Genomic DNA, 19,620 nt, shown 5'->3' with positions numbered 1-19,620 from the left:
TTCCCGCGCAGCTTCAACCGTCTGGTTCGCTGCCGCAGGATGCCGATACCGGCGCCATGGTGCGGCTCTAGCCGAATTCGTCTGCCACGGCGTCGAATGCGCGCAGCGTGTCCAGCAGCATCTGTGCGTCCCCGGCGTCCTGTTGAGTGGACACCTTGGCGGCGACGATCCCGGCGCTGCGGTTGACGTAGACCAGCTGACCGCGCATGCCCTGGCACAACACGACGTTGTTGCCCGCGCGCGGAAACCACACCTGATTGCGGTACATGCCACCGGGCATCGGGTTCTCGCCGGGGCCCGCGTCGAACGCCTGCCGCGAGTCGGGCCCGCCCGCGAGCGTGTCGGCGATCCATGCCGCCGGAACAACCTGTTGGCCCGTCAGGGAAACACCGTCATGCAGGAACAGCGACCCGAACCGGATCAGGTCGGTCAGACATGCGCTGACGCCGCCGTCGAAGAAACCCGTGCCGTCGGCGTCCACGCCGATGGTCGCGTCACTGCGAGCGCCGATGTGACTCCACAGCAGTTCCGACATCAGTGCGGGCATCCGCCGGCCGCTTGCGATCTCGCAGATCCATCCGAGGGCGTCGGTTTCACACGAGCGGTACTCGAACGGCCCGCCGTGGGCCGTCTTCTGCCGCAGGGTGAGCAGGAAGTCATACAGCGAGGACGGGGCGTCCGGACTGGTGCGCGGTGCCCAGCCGACCGCCTGGTCCAGCAGGTGTATCTCCGCGGTGGGATGAAGGTAGTTGTCCGAGAAGGCGATACCGGACCTCATGTCCAGTAGGTGGCGCACCGTCGCACCGGCGTAGCCGCAGTGCGCCAAGGCGGGAACATAGGTGGTCACCGGTGCGTCGAGTTCGATCGCACCGTGTCCGTGCAGCACCCCGACCACGGCGCCGATCAGCGATTTACTCACCGAGAACAGCAGGTGCCGGGTGTGGGGGGTGAAGCCCTCGAAGTAATCCTCGGCCAGCAGTGAGCCCCGGGCAGCGAGCGCCCATCCGTCGGTCGCGGTGCCCGCCAGGACGGCGCCGACGGTGGTGGGCGCGCCGGTGCTGTCGGTCAGACGGATGTCACCGAGTGGGGTGTCGGCCGGGTCCAACGCCGCGACCGGCCCGGTCCCACGCGAGATCACCGCGGTCGGCACGAAGTCGTCCACGTGCTGGAATGCCCAGTGCGCGTAGGGCTCCGACAGCCAGTTGGCCAGCGAGATGCCGGCCGGGGGGCTGCTCACGCGCGGGCGACCAATCGCGACACCATCGGGGTGGTCGGCGACAGCGGAGTCGAGGTGAACTGCGACTTGAGGCCGTGGATCCAGTGCCGGCAGCGCTCGGTGAGTTGGTAGTCGTCGGTCTGCAGGTGCCCGGGAGTGACGAGTACGCCGAGTTGAGCTCCGGCACAGCGAATCTCGCCCGGTGCTGCGACACGCATGTAGAAGGCCTCGGACTCGTCGAGCAGCGTCGCCCAATCATTGCCGGGGCGCGCGAATGAAACGTGCCCGTCGTCGTGCAGACGCCACACACCCGTGCGTGGGGTGGAGGTGAAGATCTCCACATCCGGGGCGGTCTCGGAGATGATCAGCTGACCCCAGACCTCGTGCTCACCGTAGCCGCGCTCCCAGCGCGAGTTGATCTCGTCGATGTCGAGTTCGTATTCGACATCCATGTACTCCAGCAGGTGGAACAGGAACAGCGGCATGTCGGCGTAGGCCTCGGTGGTCAGGTTCGTCATCGGGCTGACGCCGCTCAGGCGCGGGTTCACCTCGCCGAGGTAGAGCTCATCGGAGTCCAGGTCCTGCAGCAGGTCCACCTCGAAGTAGCCGAGGTACCCCTGGCGGTGCAGCACACTGCCCAGTTTGGCGACGATGTCTCGTGCGGCGCGCGTCTGGGCCGGCGGCATCGCCCCTCGCCAGATGTCGTTGCCGCACCAGCTGCCCCTGCCCGGGGTCACCTCCGGGTACCCGACGAGGCTCGTCATCGGGGGACCGATCACCGTGCCGTGGCGGGTCACGGTGCCCTCCAGGCAGACCTCGACGTTGCGGATGCGCTTCATGACCTTGAGGTTCTGCCCGGTCAGCCGGCCGGCGCAGTGGTCCCAGTCCCGCCGGCCGCGCACGAAGAATGTTCCACTGCCGGCGTTGCCATAGGCGATCTCGACGACGACGTCATCACCGAGCCCGGCGCTGTGCGCGAGTGCTGTCAGCTCGTCGTAGGAGCCGGCGTGGCCCATCACGTGCGGCACGCTCGGCACACCCGCCTCATCGGCCAAGCTCGTCATGACGAGCTTGGAGTCCAGGCGATGCCGCAGGTCCGCCGGCGGATGCATGACCTCGAGTCCGGCCTGGTGGGCGAGAGCTTGGGTCTCCTCGTCGAGCATCACGAAACAGGCCTTGCCGCCACGGCCGCGCTGCGCGACGAAATCGAGCGTCTCGGGATCCTGCAGGAGGTGGTTGCACACATCGCCCATGGACCCGAAATCGACGCGGTCGCGCCGGCGGGGCACGAAGACCCGCGGATGCTCACCCTCGAAAGAGTCAAAGTAGTTGAGGTAGAAGAAGTTCCGCACCCAACGGTCGATACCCAGCAGATTGAACGGGGTCGGCGAGATGAAGTACAGGGGAGTGGTGTTGTTGTGAAAGAACGCACGGACGTCTGACAGGCCGTCGAGCACGCGACCCGACTCTGGCCCGGGTCGCCCAGGTGCCTCCATTGCACCAGTGTGCGCCCGACCCGTGGCCATGTCACGCACGAAGGCCGCGGTCCCGACGTGACCGCAAACACGCCGACGGTTGGCATTCAGGCGGGTGCACCCGCCCCGAGCTGCCGCTTTGAAGTATTTCATAACGCCCATTACACTTATGGCAACTTGTTACCGTGCGGTAGAAGCAGGTCGAGTGGCATGTGTCACATCTGTGGCAACGATGCGTCAGGCGCCATAGGCGCGACGCACCGGCTGTGGGCCAATCTCGTATCAACGCAGTAGCAACACAAATAGCAAACTATCCCTGGCGTAATCCGGGTCGGGTTGGCGTTCAATCGCCGCCTGCCGATGGGCAGTCCACCCTGCCTTCTTCAGCGCCCAGGGGGACGGGGCCGTGTCCGGCGCGGGTCCGCGAAGTCCAAACCCATAGAAGTGAGCAAGACCATGTCCAAACTCGGCCGACTGGCGAATATCTTCGGAGATCAGAAACGCCTGAAGCAAATCACGTCGACCCTTCTGGTTGTCACCGGCCTCGGCGGTGCGACCGTGCTGCTTCCATCGACGCCCCAGCCCGCAGAGGTCGCCGTCGAGCAGCGGGCGCCGGAAAACGCACCCATCGCAACGCCCATACCCGATGCGCCGATGGTCGTGGCTGCGCCACCCGTGGTCGTGCCCCCCGCGCCACCGGTTGTGACCAAGGACTCCAGCGCGCAGGATATCGTCAAGGCCATCGTGGGCCATGGACGGGCGGCCGGGCTCAGCGAAGAGCAGATCAAGACCGTCATCGCCACCGCGGACATCGAGTCCAGTTTCCGCCCGACCGTGTCCGGCGGTGTGCAGGCCTACGGTGGGCCGGGAACGGCGGCCGACGAGGTCATCGGCCTGTTCCAGGAGAAGGCAAGTTTCGGCACCGTCGCTGAACGCCAAGACCCGAACCTGGCGATCACCCGCTTCATTGCGCGATTCGTCGAGGCCTACACCAGGCATGGCATAGCCGGCGACAGTGTGCAGGCGGCCACGCTCGCCCAGAACCCGCAACTGGCCAAGCGCAATGGCGGGGTGGGGACGCGCTACTACAACACCGTTCGGGCCGCGCTGAACAGGGCCGCGGACCTGTACAACCAGGCCGTCGCTCCCGCGCCGCCGCCAGTGACCTAGCGGCCTTGCCCACGACGTAGCCGGGCTAATTTCGTTGCGCCCGCGCACCGTCGGTCACGACCGTCGATGCACGTGCCCAGGGGACCGTTGGCACCCGTTCACCGTGGCAAAGTAGACTCCCCGCCATCGTCCTGTGTTTCCGGAATGGCCTCGACCAAGGAGTTGCGGCGCGCATTCTGCTAACGCAATGAGTTTGCTGAGAAAGGGTGTAGTGATCGGGTGCGGCCCAGCGGGTAGGTGTTGATGTCGACGGGTTGGCTGCTGGCAGTCAATCTCGGGTCCGCTGCGATGGCCGGCATCGGGCTGCTCTTCGCCGTGGTGTGGGTCATCGACCGCGGCCGCACCTGCGCGCTGTACTTCGCGGGTGCGATCGCGCTCTACATCATCAGCGGCATCGCGCTGTCGCTGAACTTGGCGATCGCGCTGGCGGCGTCGATTCATGGGGTCCTCTTCCCGGTGGCCATGGTCTGGCTCGCCGATGCCGTGTTACGGCGAGTCGGTGACCGGTTGCCGCGGGGGATAGCGCTGGCCTACCTCGTGCCCTCGATTCTGCTGGTGTGGTATTTCGCGTATGTCTCACCACTGTTGGTGGGGCGGATGATCACCCAAAACCTCGGCACCGCAGTGCTGTTGATGGCGGTAGCCCATCGGTTGTGGAAGCGCACACCCACCAGTGGTGCCGATAAGACTGCCGTCTCGGCGGTGACCGCGCTGTCGGTGGTCCTCGGTGGCAACGCCGTCGCCGCACTGTTGTCGAAGGTGCCGCACGAGACCATCACGGACGCAGATTGGGATGCTTACCTGCAGTCCAACCTGTCGCTGGGTGTCCGAGTCGCGGCCACGATCGTGCTGCCCGCATGTATGGTGGCGCTACTCGCCGTCACGGTGCTGGACATGGTGGAGGAGTTGCGCTTTCAGCGCGATCGTGACGAGTTGACCGGACTGCTCAACCGGCGCGGCTTCAACCGGTGTGCGGAAACGCTGTTGGCCGGCGAGGAGTTCTGTGCGCTGGTGTTGGCGGACCTGGACAACTTCAAGACCGTCAACGACACGTGGGGCCATTCCGGCGGGGACCGAGTGCTCGTTGCCTTTGCCGCCATGCTGTCCGACGCCGGTGAGGACGGCTGGGTGATCGGTCGGCTCGGCGGCGAGGAGTTCGCCGTCCTCCAGCCGGCAGTCGGCGTGGAATCGGCGGTGGCGTGGGCCGAGTCGGTCCGGATCCGGATGGTCGAGCAAGGCTTCGGACGGGACGCCGGGTCGGCCAGTGTGACAGCCAGTTTCGGTGTCGCGGCGGGCCAACCGCAAACGACCCTCACCGAGTTGCTCGATGTGGCGGACAACGCGCTGTACCGAGCGAAATCGAAGGGCCGCAATCAGACCGTCGTCATGTCCTGACCACCCCGCGGGCGGCCCCATCGCGCACGCGAGAAGGGTGAAACCCTCGTTCGAGGGTGCGAGGCGATCCTGCAGGCTAGGTTGGGCTGATGATATTGACTCTTGCGTCAGTATGTTGTCGGGTCGGCGTCGTCGCCGCACTGCTGGTCGTGGCGGCCGGGTGTTCGCACTCCGAGGGAGCGACGCAGCCGGTCGGCGCCGGCGAGATGACGGACACCGGTGCGTCATACGTATCCTCGCCGTGTCCGACACTGATGTTGCCGGGGGAGCAGGAATTCACGCTGGGCTCCGATGTTGTGTGCGGCACTCTGACCGTTCCGGAGAATCGGTCCCAACCGAATGGCCGGACGATCACACTCGCCATCGCGACGCTGCCGGCCCAGTCGCCGGAACCCGATCCGGAACCGATGGTCTACGTCAACGGCGGTCCGGGCGGTTCCATCCTGCCGTTCGGTGAACAGCTGCGGGAGTTGGGAATCAATCGCGACCGTGACGTGATCTTGGTCAGCCAGCGCGGCACCCTGCACGCCGACCCACAGTTGACATGTCCAGAGTTCGATGAGGTCACAGCAGAAGCGACGGGAACGTCGCGGCTGGATCCCGCGTTGGCTGCACGAAGTGTGGACGCAGTCCGCGAGTGCCACGACCGGTTCACGGCCGACGGGATCGACCTTTCTGCTTTCAACACCATCGAGAATGCCGCGGATTTCGCGGACCTGAGGCGAGCCATGGGCATCGAGTCCTGGCATGTGTACGGCGTCTCCTACGGCACCGATGTGGTGCTGCAAATGATGCGTGACCATCCCGAGGGCATCAGCAGCGTCGTCCTCGACTCCGTTGTCCCGCCGCAGAAAAACCTGCTCACTAACCTCTGGAGCAGCTCCGCCGGTGGTCTCAACGCCCTGTTCGACGCGTGTGCCGCGCAACCGCGTTGCGCAGCAGCCTATCCCGGCCTCGCCGTTGAGTTCTCGGCCACGGTGCGCCGACTGGCAGAAGACCCGCTGGTGGTTGATCTCCCGGCAACACCTGACCGAGCGGCCCAGACCGTCGTGCTCGATGGGTACAAGCTGGCCAATGTCGCGGTGCTCGCGAGCATGGATCCCGAGCGCTACCCGGGGCTACCGCAACTGATCCACGCGACGGCGCGCGGAGAGGGACGTGCTCTCGCCGAGTCGTTGGCGCAAGGGATGCAGGTCCCGGACACCTACAGCCACGGTCTCAAGCTCGGCGTCATCTGCGGTGAGTTCGCGCCCTTCACCACGCGGGAGGACATCGCGGCTGCGGGGCGTGCGGCATTCCCGGGTTTTCCAGCGGCGGTGCTGGAACTACAACCGCAGTTCGGTCGTCCGATGGATGACTGCGAGGTGTGGGATGTCAGCGCAAGTGACGCGAGGTTCGCCGAACCGGTCCGCAGCGAGCTGTCGGTGCTCGTGATGGCCGGCACCTTCGACGCGATCACGCAGGTCAGTCTCGCCGATGTCGTCGCCGAGACCCTGCCGAACAGTACTGTGGTGCGTTTCCCGGCGATCGGCCACGACGTTTTCGAGGAGTCGGAGTGTGGTCGTGAGGTGATGGCTTCGTTCTTGCGGGATCCGGAGTCGGTCGCCGTGGAATGCGTTGCCCAGATGACCATTCCAGAGTTCACCAGCTGACCGTCGCCGCCGGCGGCTGGGGCGCCGGTGTCAGTTTCCCCAATGGCGCGGCATCGGCATCTCGGTGACGTACGCTGCCTTGCATGTCAAGGCCCGCGGAGCAGTCGCGCCCCGAGGTCGACGCGTGGCATGGATTCGTCGACGCTCTGCGGGCGGCGGGGGAGCAGGTTGTCGCCGACACCGCGGATTTGTCCCGGGCCGAGCAGGCGGACGGTCTTCGGGCGTTGTTGAGGTCGGTGGCGAATCACCTGAGCCGGTCCGAGGTGGACCGCGACAGACCAGACTTGGTCCCGTTCAACGACTGGCGCCAGAAGTTTCTGATGGACAACCCGGACTTCCGCTACTGGGTCGCTGACATCCACGCAGGCGGGCAATACCGGATCCGCGGCAACCGCGGCGATGCCGCCTACGTGTCGATCACGGTGTATGCCGGTGCCGGCGGCACCGAAGCCCAGGCCACCGCCCGGATCGATAGCGAATCCTTGACTTTCGACGAATCCGGTACCTATGAGATCGCCCTCGGCGGGGATCGGCCGGCGACCGGCTACTGGCTGGACCTGCCGGCCGGCGCCACCGTGGTGTGGGTCCGGCATTTTCACAATGACGTGCACCGCGACACGATCGGGTGGTGCGGCATCGAGCCGGTGGCCGAACCGCCCGTACCCGCACCGATCGACCCGGACCGGTTCTCCCGTCAGCTGACCAGATTGGCGACGGCAACAAGCTATCTGCCCCAGATCTGGGCAGCTGCCACGGCGGCGGACCTGGCACAGCCCAACCAGGTCCGGCGCTGGGAGGAGATGCGCGGCGGCGCTGTCTACACCGAGCCCGGAATTCACTACCTGCGCGGCGGATGGCAGCTGGCACCGGGCGAGGCGCTGCTGATCGAAGGTGAGCTGGTGGACTGCCGCTATTGGAACATCTTGGCCTACAGTAGATTTCTCAACTCCCTCGACCACCGGCACCGCCGGGTCTCCTACACGGGGGCCACCGCCACCATCGCCGACAATCGGTACCGGTTCGTGCTGGCCGCCGAGCGCGCGGGGGAGACCGACGCCGACTGGATCGACACCGAGGGCCGCCCGGAGGGCATCATCGTGATGCGCTTCCTGCAGCCCGAGCACCCACCGCAGCTGCCCACCGTCACCCGTATGGCGCTCCGTGACATCACAGGAGCGCGATGACGCGGTGGTATCCGCCGGCCCGGACCCCCGCGGCCCAGCGGGTCTACCGGAAGGCCGAAGACGACCGGGCGGTCCATCCCGACAAGTACCGATTGGGTTTGGACGCCGTCGATCTGGTGATCGACCGGGCCTCCCGCGGCCACGGCTCCGCCGTCTTCGGTGAGCCGTCGGACTGGAAGCCGGGGCTGACGCAGTATCTGGAGTCGGCGGCCGAGGACGGCCGACTCAATGCGTTGGGCGCCAGGAACGCGCACGGCACCGCGGTCGGACGACTGCGTGCCCGCTCCGCGATCGACACCTACCTGCGCGAGCATCCCCACACCGTGCAGCGGCCCCTGACGCCGCCGATCGTCATCACCGGCGGATGGCGCACCGGCACCACCTTCCTGTTCCGGCTGCTGGGGCGCGACCCCCGGTTGCGGGTACCGCTGCCCGCCGAACTGGGTGTGCCATGGCTTTTGGCCGGCGACCTGAACCCGCGGCAGCGTGCGGAACGGATGACGGCCGCCACGGCCGGGCATCATCTGCTGCACGTGCTCAACCCGACCATGGCTGCGGTGCACGATTCCGGACCGGATCTGGCCGAGGAATGCGTGCTGGCGATGGGCACGACCCTGCACAACTGGGGATTCACCGCCACCACCCGGCTCGACGGTTATGCCCGCTGGTTGGCCGGGGAATCCTTTGCCGCGGAATACCTTCAGCATCGGCGCATCCTGCAGATCCTCGACGCCGGTGACGGCCGGCGGTGGGTGCTCAAGGCGCCGGCACACACCGCCGAGCTTGAGCACCTGATCGCGGCGTATCCGGGCGCCTGTGTGATCCAACTGCACCGCGACATCGTCGAGACGGTGGCTTCAGGGACCAGCCTGTTCGCGACCTACCGATCGACCTACAGCGACGACGTCGACGGTCACGATGTGGGACGGTTCCAGACCGCGCAGACCGAGCTGTGGCTGCGCCGCGCGGTGGAGGCCAGGAAATCCGCAGCGGCACATACCGTTACGTGGCTTGATGTGCACTACTCGGATCTGGTGGCCGATCCCGACGCGATCCTGCACCGGATCTACGCCGCCGTCGACCTGGAGGTCCCCGACACGGTGGCGATGCTCAGCGATCACCACCGCGCACTGCCTCGCGACGGGAAGGGGAAACACCGTTACGAGGCCGCCGACTTCGGCATCGACCCCGACGAGCTACGGGAACGCATGCGCTTCTACACCGATGCGGTGCCGGCGTCGGCTCGCTAGCGACGGGCCTCAGCGCGCGGCGCTGGGCGACAGGAAATCTGCTGCGGCGTTGCCTCCGAGCGTTCCGTAATCTCCAGGGCGCAGCGTCTTTTCACGTTTGGTCAGTTCGTGCTGCCGCGAAGCTTGCGAGTTGGTCGGCCACGGTGCCCCAGCCTTCGGCGAAACCGAGCTCGGCATGCTTGTCCCGGGCGGCGGGATCGGCGTGCCGCGCGACGATGCGGTAGTCGGTGCCCTCGGCGTGATCGCGCATGCTCACGTCGGCCGTCATCGCGATCGGCGCCGGGGACGCCGGACGCCAGGTGCTGTCGACGGCGTTGGTGAGCACCATCCGCTCGAACTCATCGACCACCAGGAAGCACGCGTCCATATGCGGGACGAAGGTGAGGCCGTCGTCGTCGCTCAACTGGGTCACGAACGCGCCACCCGGGCGGACCTCCAAACGTTCGACGCGGCACAGCATCGGTGACGGTATCCACCACTGCGCCAGGTTCGCGGGGTCGGTCCAGGCTTCCCATACCGCCTTGCGGGGCGCGCGGATGATGCGGTGGATGCTGAGGTCCAGATCGGGGTTCATGGCGTGTTACTCCTTGGGGTTGGTGACGAACTGCTCCAGGCGATCGGTGCGTTCCAGCCAGATGCGGCGCTGCTGAGCCAGCCAGTCCTCGACGATCGCGAGCCGATCGCGGTTGAGGTTGCAGGTCCGTACCCGGCCGACCTTCGCGGTGTGGATCAGGCCGGTCGACTCGAGCATCCGCACGTGCTTCATGAACGAGGGGAGTGTCATCGTGGCCTCGTGGGCCAGATCTCCGACGCTCGCCGGCCCACGGCCGAGCTGATGGATCACCGCGCGCCTGGTCGGGTCCGCCAACGCCTGGAAGACCTCATCGAGCTCGGCTGAATGCTGTGCCACAAGGCTTAGTATTCATCGCCGGAATACTTAGCGCAAGGGCTAAGTGTTGTGAGTGGCGCTCAGCCGAGAGCCGGCAGCTCGACCTCGTCGCCGACCGAGATCGGTCCGGAGGTCAGAATCCGGAAGACGGTTCCGCTGCGCATGTGCATTGCCCTGGCCGCTCCGGGTGCGATCCAGTCGTCCAACAGTCGGCACGGTGCTGCGATCCGTACCGCTTCCAGTTCGACGTCGCCGATGCGTATGCGGTCCCCCGGTCGGGTGGGGATCTCACCGGTGTCGACGGTGATGTTGCGCCGGGTGGCACCGGGGTCGATGGGATGGCCGAGATCGGACGCCGCCCGGTCCAGGAGTTCGCGCGATTGCACGGTGACGTGGCGGTGCTTGGCGCCGTGGTACCGGTCGCCGACGAGCCCCTTGCCGGCCTCGGCGTCCACGGTGGGCACCGAACGCGTCGGCACCTTACGTCCGGGCGCGATGTGGATGGCGACGATCTGCACGGTCAGCCAGTCTAGGTGTCATCCCCGCCGGCCCCGGATCCTCGGGGCAGCGATGACAGCGTTGGCTGAACCGTGCCCCGACAAATCGAGATGACCGAAGACGCCGCGCGTTTCGGTGATCCCCGCATTCCGGCGGAGACCATCACCTCACAGTCGCATCTGTTCCGGCTCGGTGCGTCGCCCAAGACCACGCACGACGGTGGCTGGTTCCAGCAGGGCTTCCTCCGCGGGTGCTGTCCGCCGTGCTCGGTGTGCCCGAAGACACCTTCGCCGCTTTCAGGAAGATCGATGACACCATCGTCATCCTGCGATCGTCGTGGTCGGCGCCCCGATGTTCGACAGCGATGCCATCCGCGGATACAGGATCGCCGGTCCGAGCCACCGGGTGACGAACCGGCGTAGTTCGGCGCCGTCCCGGGCCGGCCCTCCGGGGTCGGTCAACAGGGATTGCAGTGTGCGAAGGGTCATCTCGGTGAGATCACCGAGCGCGGTGCCGTCGAAGCAGTGCAGCGGCCAGTCCACGTCGAGACGGCCGAAGAAGGTCAGGCAGAACGACTTTGCGGTGTCGGAGCTCAGCGAGGTGACCGCTTCGCCCTCCTGTCGTTGGGCCAGCAGACGCTCCAGTTGGGGATCGCCCGTCAGGGTCTCGATGGCGAAGCACACACTCTCGACCACCGCGACGACGGGGTCGTGGACGCCGCTTACCTGGTCCACGACCTGATCGATGAATCCGTCGACCGCGCGCATCGCGCTGGCGATGAGCAGTGCGTCGGCGTTGGGGAAGTAACGGTATACGGTCTGGCGGGTGACGCCGAGCCGGCGGGCGACGTCGGCCAGCCGTATCGCGGCTCCGTGTTCGGTGACCACTTCGTCCACCGCGTCCAGTATTCGGGCGATGGCCTCTTCGTCGGAGGACGGTGTCGAACCCGCCCACCCGCGACTACGCATGCGCCGACTCCAGGCTGGCACCGGTGAATTCGATGGGAAGTGTTGTCGGTCCGGTCATTCCGAGCAGAGATTTCCAGGGTGCCGGACCGACGCGCCGGGGCGCGTCCAGTCGGCGGGTGAGGACCAGCAGGGCTTCGGCCAGTTCGCGGCGCGCGAGATTGGCTCCGAGGCAGTAGTGGGCTCCACCGCCGAAGGTCAGAATCGGGGGCAGGTGGTCGGTGCGTGCGATGTCGAAGCGGTCGGCGTCGGCGTAGATAGCAGGGTCGCGGTTCGCGGCAAAGGTGTTCGCCAGGACGAAGGTTCTGGCCGGGAACAGGTAGCCGCCGAACTCGACGTCCTCGGTCGCGGCCCGCGGCACGATACTGGCCGCCGGCGAGTGGCGCATGCTCTCCTCGACGGCCTGCATCGCGAGCTCGGGATGGTCGCGCAGCTTCCTCCACTGGTCCGGGTGCTCGCAGAGCACCTGCACCGATGCGGCAAGTTGGTTGCGTGTGGTATCGGTTCCGGCCATCAGGAAGCCGGCCACCAACATGCGCAGTTCGTCGAGAGTCAGTCGATCGCCGTCGCTTTCGGCGCGGATGAGTTCGGAGAGCAGGTCGCCGGTGAGGTTCACACGACGGGTGGTCACCATGTCGTCCACGTAGGCGTCGAGTTCGTTCCATGCCCGCATGATCGCGGACTCGTCGAAGTTGACGTCCGGCTGGAAGTTGAGCGCCTGGAATACCTCTTCCGTCCAGTCCGCGAACAGCCGCCAGTCCTCGCGGGGCGCCCCGATCAGGGCGCACATGATGGGGGTGGGGTAGGGGCGGGCGATAGCCGTCACGACGTCGCAGCGGCCGGCGTCCAGCACGCGATCGATCAGTTCGTTCATCACCTCGCGGATGGTGTCCTGCAGGCATGCGGTGGCACGTGGCGTGAAGGCCTTGGAGACCAGCTTGCGCAGCCGGGTGTGGGGCGCACCGTTCAAGCCCAGCAGGCTGTTCGCCATCTTGTCGTACAGCGGACCTGAGGTGATGCCCTGCGCAGCCAGCGTGATGCCCGGTGGTAGGCGGAATCGCTCGTCGCGCAGGAAGTCCCGGGCCAGTTCATAGGACAGGATCTCCGGGCCGAGGGGCCCGATGGCAATGGGTGCGCGGGCCTGCGCCGCCCGGACATCGTCGAGGATGTCGAGCGGGGAGGCGGTGAGTCCGTAGCTGAGTGTGGGCAGCCCGGCGTCGAGGACGTTGGGTGCGGTGGAGTTCATGGTCATTGTTGCCATCGACTTTCCGTCGGCGGTCCTGGCGATCTTCGGGCAGATTCGTCATGAACGTATGACCACTCCGGCCCATTGGTCAATAGCGGCGCTGAATCACGCGAACTTTCTACGGGGTGGACAACCTGGTCATACATCTATTTCCGGAACGTCCGCATGCCGACCAGGTCCCGTTATGCGGAGTCGGCCCCTGGCCTCGCGAAGGCCCGCATGACCGCAAGGCTGTCCTCGTAGGCGTGGTGGCGGGTGATCAGTCCGTCCTCGACCGTGAGGTGCAGGGCGAAGGCGGCGTCGTATCGGCGCCCGGTGGACTTGGCGGTGTTGTGGAAAGCGCCGAGCACGATGGCCTCGGAGCCGTCGACCAATACGGAATGCACTTCGGCAGTGCTCTGTTCGGCGACGTGATGATCGGCGATTAGCCGGAAATGCTCGGCGACATCGGCGCGAGTATCTCGCTGTCGGATCCAGGGGAGGCTCTCGGTGTAGTCACCGTCCGGCCAGTTGAGCTGCCAGGAGATCCGCTCGGCGTACAGCTCCGCGATCTTCGTCGGGTCGCCGGCGGCAATCCGGCGCAGCAGCTCGGTGACTGTCTCGCGGGTGTCCATGCCCGGAGTATGGCAAACGTCCCGGAATTTGACTGTTACGCGACAGGTAATCGCCGGGGACCTCGCGTCCGCGCTGTTCGGGATGGGGTTGGTGGGTGCGGCCGTGCGCTCGCCCTGACCTCAATCTGGCCCTGGCGCCTTACCGGAACCTGGCATGGTCTTGCTGATCGCGTCAACAATGGCTTCCAGTTGGCAGGCGAGGCGGTCGGGATCGGTGAAGGTGCGGTCACCGCCTGCGAGCCGGGTGAACACTCCGGTGATGAAGGTGGCGACGGCGTCCGTCTGAGCGTCCAGGAGTTCGGTGTCGGTGGTTTCGGGCTGTAGGTGTGCGATGGCCTCTTGGACCAGGGCGATCGTTCTGTTGACGACCTTTGCCGAGGCTTCGGCCAGTTCAGGATCGCGCGCGGTGTGGAGCAGGAGTTCGTGACGCGCTCGGTTGAGCGCAAGTCCGGGGCCATCGGCCTGCATGAGCGTCAGCTCGGCGAGGTGGGCGAACGGTACTCGCGGATCGACATGATGCTCGACGATCGACCGTAGGTTGGCGAGGTCGATCTCGGCGACGCGTTTTCCGACTCCGCGCAACAGCGCGGCCCGGGTACGGAAGTAGTACGAGGTGGTGCCTTCGGGAACGTCGGCGTAGCGGTCGACTTGACCGTGGCTCAGGCCGCGCGAGCCGTGTTCGGCGAGTACTTGGATTGCCGCGTCACACAGCTCGCGACGCCGCTGGTCGCCGTCGCGTCGGCGTGTCGAGGGGTTGTTGGTATCCATTTCGTTTCCGGGTCAGCGCAGTACTGTACCGCCGTCGATGTTGACGACCTGACCGTTTATCCATTCGCCCTCATCGGAGAGCAGAAACGCCACGAGTGCGGCGACGTCCTCGGGCCGGCCGACGCGGGTGCCGCGGATGCGCCGCAGCGCGGCGACCTCGAGTTCGGGCCATTGTGGCGCGTTGCGGATCGTCTCGGTCGCGGTGAAGCCCGGGGCGATGGCGTTGCACCGGATTCCTTCTTTTCCCCACCGCGACGCCACGTGGCGGGTGAGCGCGCCGATGCCGGCCTTCGCGGTGGCATAGGCGGGGCGGGTGGGTTCTCCCTGAAACGCCGCAGCCGACGACATGTTGACGATCGCGCCGCCACCGTTCTGCAACATCGCCGGAATCGCGTGCTTCATCGCTGCCAGGTAGCCGCGCAGACTCACCGTCATAACCCGGTCCCAGACGTCGAGCTCGATACCCACCACGTCGGTGTCGGCGCGGAGGGTGGACATGTCGGCACCGACGTTGAAGAGCAGGTCCACGGCGCCGAATGTCTCCGACGCAACTCGGATGAGATCGGCTACCGACGAGGGATCGGCGAGGTCGAAGGCGACCGGCACGGCCGTTCCGCCGGCGTCGCTGACGCGCTCGGCGGTCTCGACGGCTGCATCCACGGCGACATCTCCGACCACAACGCGACAGCCCTCCTGTGCCAACCGCGCGGCGGTGGCAGCCCCCAGTCCGCTGGCACCGCCCGCCACGACCGCGACCTTTCCCGACAATCCGCGCAACCCCATGGGCGTCCTCCTCGTCGTCGCCGGTTTGCCTATTGACTTTACCTCTACGTTTCTAGAGGATCCTCCTCTATAAACATAGAGGAGGCGGAGATGGCCGGTATCCACCGGAGGCGTCCCGGTGCCGCGGATCTCGAATCCGCAACTGACACACCGGCGGTCCCGCTCGGTAATGACATTTGGATGTCACCCGGCGTGTCCAACGCATATGCGGTCGCCACGGACGACGGTCGCGTGATCGTCAACGCCGGGTTGGTGTTCGAAGGGCACTTGCGTAAGCGGGCCTTTGCGGAGGTCGCCGGTCCGACGCGAAGCATCGTCATCACCCAGGGGCATACCGACCACTGGGGTGCGGTGAATGCGCTGCGTGATCCCGAGACCGACGTGGTGATGCACCGCAACTACCGCTACTGGCGCGATGACAATGCCCAGTTGATGGGCTACCGGGTGCCCAAGACGTCGTTCGCGTTCCAGAAGTTCACCGACGCCGTCGTTGAACATTTGAAGACTCTGGATCCCGCATCCATCGACTTCTCATTCCCCGAGCCCACCACCACCTTCGATTGTGATCATCGGTTCGAAGTGGGCGGTCGACGCTTCGAACTGGCCTGGACGCCCGGCGGCGAGACCACGGATTCGCTGGTGATGTGGCTTCCAGAAGATCGAATTCTGTTCACCGGCAACCTGTTCGGCCCGCTATTCGGGCATGTGCCCAATCTGATGACGATTCGGGGCGACCGATACCGTGATCCGATCCTCTACATCGAGTCACTGAACACGGTGCTGGACTACCAGCCGGAAAAGATCATCACCGGTCATTTCGACCCCATCGTCGGCGCGGATCTCATCACCGAAGAGGTGACGGCGATGCGTGACGCCATGCAGACCGTCCACGACCGCACCCTTGGACTGATGAACTCCGGCGCCGACCTGCACACCGCGATGCGGGACGTGATGGTTCCCGAGCATCTCGACATCGGGGAAGGGTACGGCAGGACCTCCTGGAACGTGCGAGCGATCTGGGAAATGTACACCGGATGGTTTCGGCACAAGTCCACCACCGAATTATATGGAGTGCCAAATGATTCCGTTGCTCCCGATGTGGTCGCCGCCGCCGGGACGGATGCCCTGGTGGCGGCCGCGCGTACTCATCTCGATGCCGACCGGCCGGTACAGGCGATCCACCTGACCGATCTGGTACTGGCCGTGGAATCGACGCACACCGGGGCGCGCGCGGCAGCCGCGGAAGCTCACGAGGCGTTACTCGCGGGCACCGAGAACTTCTGGGAGAGAGCCTGGCTCACCAAATCCATCAACGAACTGAGGGACGCTGAATGACCGTGATCGCCAACGACGTCAGCTTCGACTTCACCGGCACTCATGTGCTGGTGACCGGTGGGACCAGCGGCATCGGCCACGCCATCGGCAAGGACTTCGCCCGCGCCGGCGCCGACGTCACGGTCACCGGAACTCGGGCTTCGGCCGCCGATTATCCGGAGGTCGACCTGGCAGGGATGCAGTTTCGGCAATGCCAGATGTCGGACAAGGCCGCAATCGACGAGCTCGCGGCATCACTGGGTGATCTGGATGTGTTGGTGAACAACGCCGGTGGCCCGTATGCCGGTCAGGCCGACGAGTGGGACCCCGACGGCTATGCCGGATCGGTTGAGGTCAACTTGTTCGCCCACGTGCGACTCACCCTTGCCTGCCACGATCGACTCAAGGCCAGCACGGTGCCCGGCGGAGCGAGTGTGGTCACCACGGTGTCGATGTCGGCGTTCGTCTCGGCGGTCAACGTTCCGGCCTACAGTTCATCGAAGGCGGGGATGGTGGCGTTCACCAAGAACCTGGCCCGACGTTGGGTCGATGACGGGATTCGGGTCAACGCCGTGGCGCCCGGGCTGATCGACACCCGACTGACCCACCCTGTGCTCGACATCCCGGAGATGCTCGAGCCCGAGTTGCGCCACATCCCGATGAACCGGATGGGCATGGCCGACGAGGTCTCGCCGGCGGTGCTGTTCCTGTCCAGCAATGCTGCCCGCTATATCACCGGTACCACGATCGCCGTCGACGGCGGCTACCTGACTGTCTGAAAGTGACTGCGAAATGAATGAATTCGATTCCATCAGCACCCCCGACGACGTTCTGAAGCTGGCCTCCCGACGCACCGGACTGGTCGACATCGACTCGGATTCCTGGCGTGAAGGTCTGGCGATCGTGCTCGATGAGGTGAACTCCTCGCCGGCGTTCACCCCGGCCGGCCGGGAACGCATCATCGACGACGCAGCCAAGGCGCTGGAGCGCCGATTGAAGGTGCACGATTACATCCAGCGCCATCCCGAGGTGCTCGACACCCCGGTGGAGCGCCCCATCTTCACCCTGGGGATGCCACGCACCGGCACCACCGTCATCAGTTACCTGCTCGACCAGGATCCCAATCGCCGGTCCCTGTTGCACTGGGAATGCATGACCCCGGTACCGCCGCCGGCCACCGGTGCGTTGCGCACCGACCCACGCTGTCTGGCACTCCTGGAGGAGCAGAAACAGATCCTGGAGTTGGTGAGGGCGGCGAAGATGCCGCTGCCGCACTGGGAGGATGCCGACGGACCCACCGAGTGCATGTTCATCCACAACCAGGACTTCAAAGGTCTATCCTGGGATGCGTTCTTGGCAAGCCCGCGTTACGCACGATGGCTGATCAACGAGGCCGATATGACCAGCGCCTACGAGTATCAGAAGCGCTATCTGCAAGTACTCCAATCGAAAGCGCCGGGCACCTGGAGCCTGAAGATGCCGTCGCATTCGGTGTACATCGACACCCTGCTGCAGGTGTTCCCCGACGCCCGGTTCATCTGGGCTCACCGGGATCCCTTCAAGGCGACGGGCTCGTTGGGCAACCTGTTGACGCTTCCCAAGAGCATGGTCCTCACGCCCGAAGCCCAAGGCTCCGTCGACTGGGCGACCAACCTCACGGAACAGATGAGCCAACACGTCGCACGTCCGTTGCGCAGCCGTGAACGGATCGGTGACGACCGGTTCTTCGACATGTACTACCACGAGATGATGAACGACCCCATGGACGTCATCCGCCGCATCTACGAATGGTTGGGTGATCCGTTCGACGCGGAAACCGAAGCCGGTATGCGGAATTGGCTGGCTGCTCACCCCCAGGACCGATTCGGCCAGAATGCCTACACCCTTGACGAGTACGGCCTCACGGTCGAGGGTCTCACCCCGATCTTCGCCGACTACCTAGAGAAGTTCGACATCGAGATGGAGAGCGCGCTGTGAACCCGGCCGACCTCTACCACACTGGGCTGATTGTGGACGACGTCGACGCGGCGGCGGCGCGGCTGACCGAGGCCGCCGGCTATGAATGGACCAAACCCGTGCAATACACCCTGTCGGTGGCCACCGACGGCGGGGACATCGATGTGCCGTTCACGTTCGTCTACTCGCTCCAGGCCCCGCACCTGGAGCTGGTACAGGCGGTGCCCGGTTCGGTCTGGACCGCCGCCGCGGGGCAGGCCGCACACCACCTCGGCTACTGGGTCGATGACATCGACTCGGCGGCAGCCCAACTCGAGTCCGCGGGCTATCGTTTGGAAGCCCGGCCCAGCGGCACAGGACACTCGACATTCGCCTACTACATCGATCCGACCGGGTTACGGATCGAGATCGTCGATCGGGCAGTGTTCCCCGACTGGCCGGGGTTTCTGGACGCCATGCGCAGGGATGGATCATGACCGAATTGGAAGGCCGCCGCGTCCTGGTGACAGGTGCCGCCACCGGTATCGGGGCCGCAGCGGTCAGTGCGCTGTCCTCGGCGGGTGCACAGGTGGTGGCCACCTTCCACCATCAGCCGCCACAGACCGAGGCTGCCGACTGGCTGCCGTGCGATGTCACCGACGCGGCAAGTGTCGAGCAACTCTTCAGCACCATCCGGACCCAGTTGGGCGGACTCGACGTCCTGATCCACGCTGCCGGTGCATGGAAACCGGGGATCCCCGGCCAGATCGAACCGGCGGATCTGGATGCCGTGATGGCCACCAACTTCACCTCGACGGTCTTGACCAACCAGGCCGCGTACGGGCTGATGCAGAATTCCGGTGGGCAGATCATCAACTTCGGCTCCGCAGAAGCCGTCATGGGCAGCCCTCTGGCCGCGGGCTACGCGGCCGCCAAGGCGGCTGTGGCGGCATGGACGCGCTCGGCAGCCAGAGCATGGGCCTCCCAACAGATCACCGCGAATGTGCTGGCACCGGCCGTGGAGACCCCCGGCGCCCAGCGACTACGTGACTTCCTGGGCCCGGACGCGGCGCCGTTTCTCGATCAACAACTGCAGCAGTCGATCCCGCTCGGCGGAGGCCTGGGAGACCCACTGCGCGACATCGGCCCGGTGCTGGTGTTCCTCAGCAGCCCGGGCGCCCGCTTCATTACCGGCCAACTGATCGCCGTCGACGGCGGATTGGTCATGCTCGGCAGTTGAGCCCAGCCAGCGCTGAACCAGAAGGG

The 19,620-nt window shown here is 65.8% G+C and carries 20 protein-coding genes; 10 read left to right on the top strand and 10 right to left on the bottom strand.

The annotated features are described in order from the left end of the window. Nucleotides 1-67 precede the first annotated feature (67 nt). Both K0O62_RS15030 and K0O62_RS15025 read right to left on the bottom strand, forming a co-directional pair. The gene (locus K0O62_RS15030) at nt 68-1,237 is read right to left on the bottom strand and encodes a serine hydrolase domain-containing protein (RefSeq protein WP_073855205.1); all 1,170 of its coding nucleotides are present in this window, start codon (nt 1,235-1,237) and stop codon (nt 68-70) included. Then, entirely contained in the window at nt 1,234-2,712 is a 1,479-nt protein-coding gene (locus K0O62_RS15025; protein ID WP_073855203.1) for a biotin carboxylase, read from the bottom strand. The genes K0O62_RS15030 and K0O62_RS15025 overlap by 4 nt, the downstream gene beginning before the upstream one ends. 423 nt (nt 2,713-3,135) lie before the next feature. Between K0O62_RS15025 and K0O62_RS15020 the strand changes: the two genes are divergently transcribed. From K0O62_RS15020 to K0O62_RS15000, 5 genes are all read left to right on the top strand, one after another. Beyond that, nucleotides 3,136-3,861, top strand: a complete 726-nt coding sequence (locus tag K0O62_RS15020; protein WP_234800000.1) for a hypothetical protein — start codon at nt 3,136-3,138, stop codon at nt 3,859-3,861. A 243-nt stretch (nt 3,862-4,104) separates the two neighbouring features. Next, nucleotides 4,105-5,256 carry a GGDEF domain-containing protein gene (locus K0O62_RS15015; protein ID WP_073855201.1) on the top strand — a complete coding sequence of 384 codons (1,152 nt, stop codon included), beginning with the start codon at nt 4,105-4,107 and terminating at the stop codon, nt 5,254-5,256. 149 nt (nt 5,257-5,405) lie between these two features. Continuing rightward, complete coding sequence (locus K0O62_RS15010; protein ID WP_220045461.1) at nt 5,406-6,908, top strand: alpha/beta fold hydrolase; 1,503 nt, start codon at nt 5,406-5,408, stop codon at nt 6,906-6,908. Nucleotides 6,909-6,991: 83 nt separating this feature from the next. After that, complete coding sequence (locus K0O62_RS15005) at nt 6,992-8,092, top strand: DUF1214 domain-containing protein (RefSeq protein ID WP_073855199.1); 1,101 nt, start codon at nt 6,992-6,994, stop codon at nt 8,090-8,092. Further along, entirely contained in the window at nt 8,089-9,342 is a 1,254-nt protein-coding gene (locus K0O62_RS15000) for a sulfotransferase family protein (protein WP_073855197.1), read from the top strand. Before K0O62_RS15005 ends, K0O62_RS15000 begins: the two co-directional genes overlap by 4 nt. Before the next feature lie 91 nt (nt 9,343-9,433). Here the strand turns inward: K0O62_RS15000 and K0O62_RS14995 are convergent, their stop codons facing one another. From K0O62_RS14995 to K0O62_RS14960, 8 genes are all read right to left on the bottom strand, one after another. Continuing rightward, nucleotides 9,434-9,916 carry an SRPBCC domain-containing protein gene (locus tag K0O62_RS14995; RefSeq protein ID WP_073855195.1) on the bottom strand — a complete coding sequence of 161 codons (483 nt, stop codon included), beginning with the start codon at nt 9,914-9,916 and terminating at the stop codon, nt 9,434-9,436. 6 nt (nt 9,917-9,922) lie between these two features. Next, nucleotides 9,923-10,252: an ArsR/SmtB family transcription factor gene (locus K0O62_RS14990; protein ID WP_073855193.1), complete on the bottom strand. Its 330-nt coding sequence runs from the start codon at nt 10,250-10,252 to the stop codon at nt 9,923-9,925. Nucleotides 10,253-10,311: 59 nt separating this feature from the next. Next, nucleotides 10,312-10,749, bottom strand: coding sequence for an MOSC domain-containing protein (locus K0O62_RS14985; protein WP_073855191.1), 438 nt, complete (start codon nt 10,747-10,749; stop codon nt 10,312-10,314). A 300-nt stretch (nt 10,750-11,049) separates the two neighbouring features. Further along, nucleotides 11,050-11,697 carry a TetR/AcrR family transcriptional regulator gene (locus K0O62_RS14980; protein ID WP_073855189.1) on the bottom strand — a complete coding sequence of 216 codons (648 nt, stop codon included), beginning with the start codon at nt 11,695-11,697 and terminating at the stop codon, nt 11,050-11,052. Continuing rightward, nucleotides 11,690-12,946 carry a cytochrome P450 gene (locus K0O62_RS14975; RefSeq protein WP_073855187.1) on the bottom strand — a complete coding sequence of 419 codons (1,257 nt, stop codon included), beginning with the start codon at nt 12,944-12,946 and terminating at the stop codon, nt 11,690-11,692. Before K0O62_RS14975 ends, K0O62_RS14980 begins: the two co-directional genes overlap by 8 nt. A gap of 176 nt (nt 12,947-13,122) precedes the next feature. After that, entirely contained in the window at nt 13,123-13,554 is a 432-nt protein-coding gene (locus K0O62_RS14970) for a nuclear transport factor 2 family protein (protein ID WP_073855185.1), read from the bottom strand. A gap of 120 nt (nt 13,555-13,674) precedes the next feature. Then, nucleotides 13,675-14,322 (bottom strand): TetR/AcrR family transcriptional regulator, encoded by a 648-nt coding sequence (locus K0O62_RS14965; RefSeq protein WP_073855183.1) that lies wholly within the window; start codon nt 14,320-14,322, stop codon nt 13,675-13,677. A gap of 12 nt (nt 14,323-14,334) precedes the next feature. Beyond that, a complete protein-coding gene (locus K0O62_RS14960; RefSeq protein WP_073855181.1) occupies nt 14,335-15,105 on the bottom strand; it encodes an SDR family NAD(P)-dependent oxidoreductase in 771 nt (256 codons plus the stop codon). A 90-nt stretch (nt 15,106-15,195) separates the two neighbouring features. Here K0O62_RS14960 and K0O62_RS14955 point away from each other — a divergent pair, with 90 nt between their 5' ends. The 5 genes from K0O62_RS14955 to K0O62_RS14935 are packed head-to-tail and all read left to right on the top strand — an operon-like array spanning nt 15,196 to nt 19,594. Beyond that, the gene (locus K0O62_RS14955; RefSeq protein ID WP_073855179.1) at nt 15,196-16,440 is read left to right on the top strand and encodes an alkyl sulfatase dimerization domain-containing protein; all 1,245 of its coding nucleotides are present in this window, start codon (nt 15,196-15,198) and stop codon (nt 16,438-16,440) included. Then, nucleotides 16,437-17,198, top strand: coding sequence for an SDR family NAD(P)-dependent oxidoreductase (locus K0O62_RS14950; protein WP_073855177.1), 762 nt, complete (start codon nt 16,437-16,439; stop codon nt 17,196-17,198). Before K0O62_RS14955 ends, K0O62_RS14950 begins: the two co-directional genes overlap by 4 nt. Nucleotides 17,199-17,211: 13 nt before the next feature. Then, a complete protein-coding gene (locus tag K0O62_RS14945) occupies nt 17,212-18,396 on the top strand; it encodes a sulfotransferase family protein (protein ID WP_073855175.1) in 1,185 nt (394 codons plus the stop codon). Beyond that, entirely contained in the window at nt 18,393-18,851 is a 459-nt protein-coding gene (locus K0O62_RS14940) for a VOC family protein (RefSeq protein ID WP_073855173.1), read from the top strand. The genes K0O62_RS14945 and K0O62_RS14940 overlap by 4 nt, the downstream gene beginning before the upstream one ends. Then, a complete protein-coding gene (locus K0O62_RS14935; RefSeq protein WP_097934157.1) occupies nt 18,845-19,594 on the top strand; it encodes an SDR family NAD(P)-dependent oxidoreductase in 750 nt (249 codons plus the stop codon). The genes K0O62_RS14940 and K0O62_RS14935 overlap by 7 nt, the downstream gene beginning before the upstream one ends. Nucleotides 19,595-19,620: the final 26 nt, after the last annotated feature.

It is taken from the genome of Mycolicibacterium diernhoferi (assembly GCF_019456655.1).
In the GTDB taxonomy this organism is placed as follows: domain Bacteria; phylum Actinomycetota; class Actinomycetes; order Mycobacteriales; family Mycobacteriaceae; genus Mycobacterium; species Mycobacterium diernhoferi.
Note: the sequence above shows the minus strand (reverse complement) of the source record. Positions and strands in the feature narration are given on the sequence as shown.

Excerpts from the sequence above, each read along its gene's own strand:
- K0O62_RS15025 (WP_073855203.1), bottom strand. The coding sequence starts at position 2,712 with ATGGAGGCACCTGGGCGACCCGGGCCAGAGTCGGGTCGCGTGCTCGAC.
- K0O62_RS15015 (WP_073855201.1), top strand. The coding sequence starts at position 4,105 with ATGTCGACGGGTTGGCTGCTGGCAGTCAATCTCGGGTCCGCTGCGATG.
- K0O62_RS15005 (WP_073855199.1), top strand. The coding sequence starts at position 6,992 with ATGTCAAGGCCCGCGGAGCAGTCGCGCCCCGAGGTCGACGCGTGGCAT.
- K0O62_RS15000 (WP_073855197.1), top strand. The coding sequence starts at position 8,089 with ATGACGCGGTGGTATCCGCCGGCCCGGACCCCCGCGGCCCAGCGGGTC.
- K0O62_RS14995 (WP_073855195.1), bottom strand. The coding sequence starts at position 9,916 with ATGAACCCCGATCTGGACCTCAGCATCCACCGCATCATCCGCGCGCCC.
- K0O62_RS14980 (WP_073855189.1), bottom strand. The coding sequence starts at position 11,697 with ATGCGTAGTCGCGGGTGGGCGGGTTCGACACCGTCCTCCGACGAAGAG.
- K0O62_RS14975 (WP_073855187.1), bottom strand. The coding sequence starts at position 12,946 with ATGACCATGAACTCCACCGCACCCAACGTCCTCGACGCCGGGCTGCCC.
- K0O62_RS14970 (WP_073855185.1), bottom strand. The coding sequence starts at position 13,554 with ATGGACACCCGCGAGACAGTCACCGAGCTGCTGCGCCGGATTGCCGCC.
- K0O62_RS14965 (WP_073855183.1), bottom strand. The coding sequence starts at position 14,322 with ATGGATACCAACAACCCCTCGACACGCCGACGCGACGGCGACCAGCGG.
- K0O62_RS14960 (WP_073855181.1), bottom strand. The coding sequence starts at position 15,105 with ATGGGGTTGCGCGGATTGTCGGGAAAGGTCGCGGTCGTGGCGGGCGGT.
- K0O62_RS14955 (WP_073855179.1), top strand. The coding sequence starts at position 15,196 with ATGGCCGGTATCCACCGGAGGCGTCCCGGTGCCGCGGATCTCGAATCC.
- K0O62_RS14950 (WP_073855177.1), top strand. The coding sequence starts at position 16,437 with ATGACCGTGATCGCCAACGACGTCAGCTTCGACTTCACCGGCACTCAT.
- K0O62_RS14945 (WP_073855175.1), top strand. The coding sequence starts at position 17,212 with ATGAATGAATTCGATTCCATCAGCACCCCCGACGACGTTCTGAAGCTG.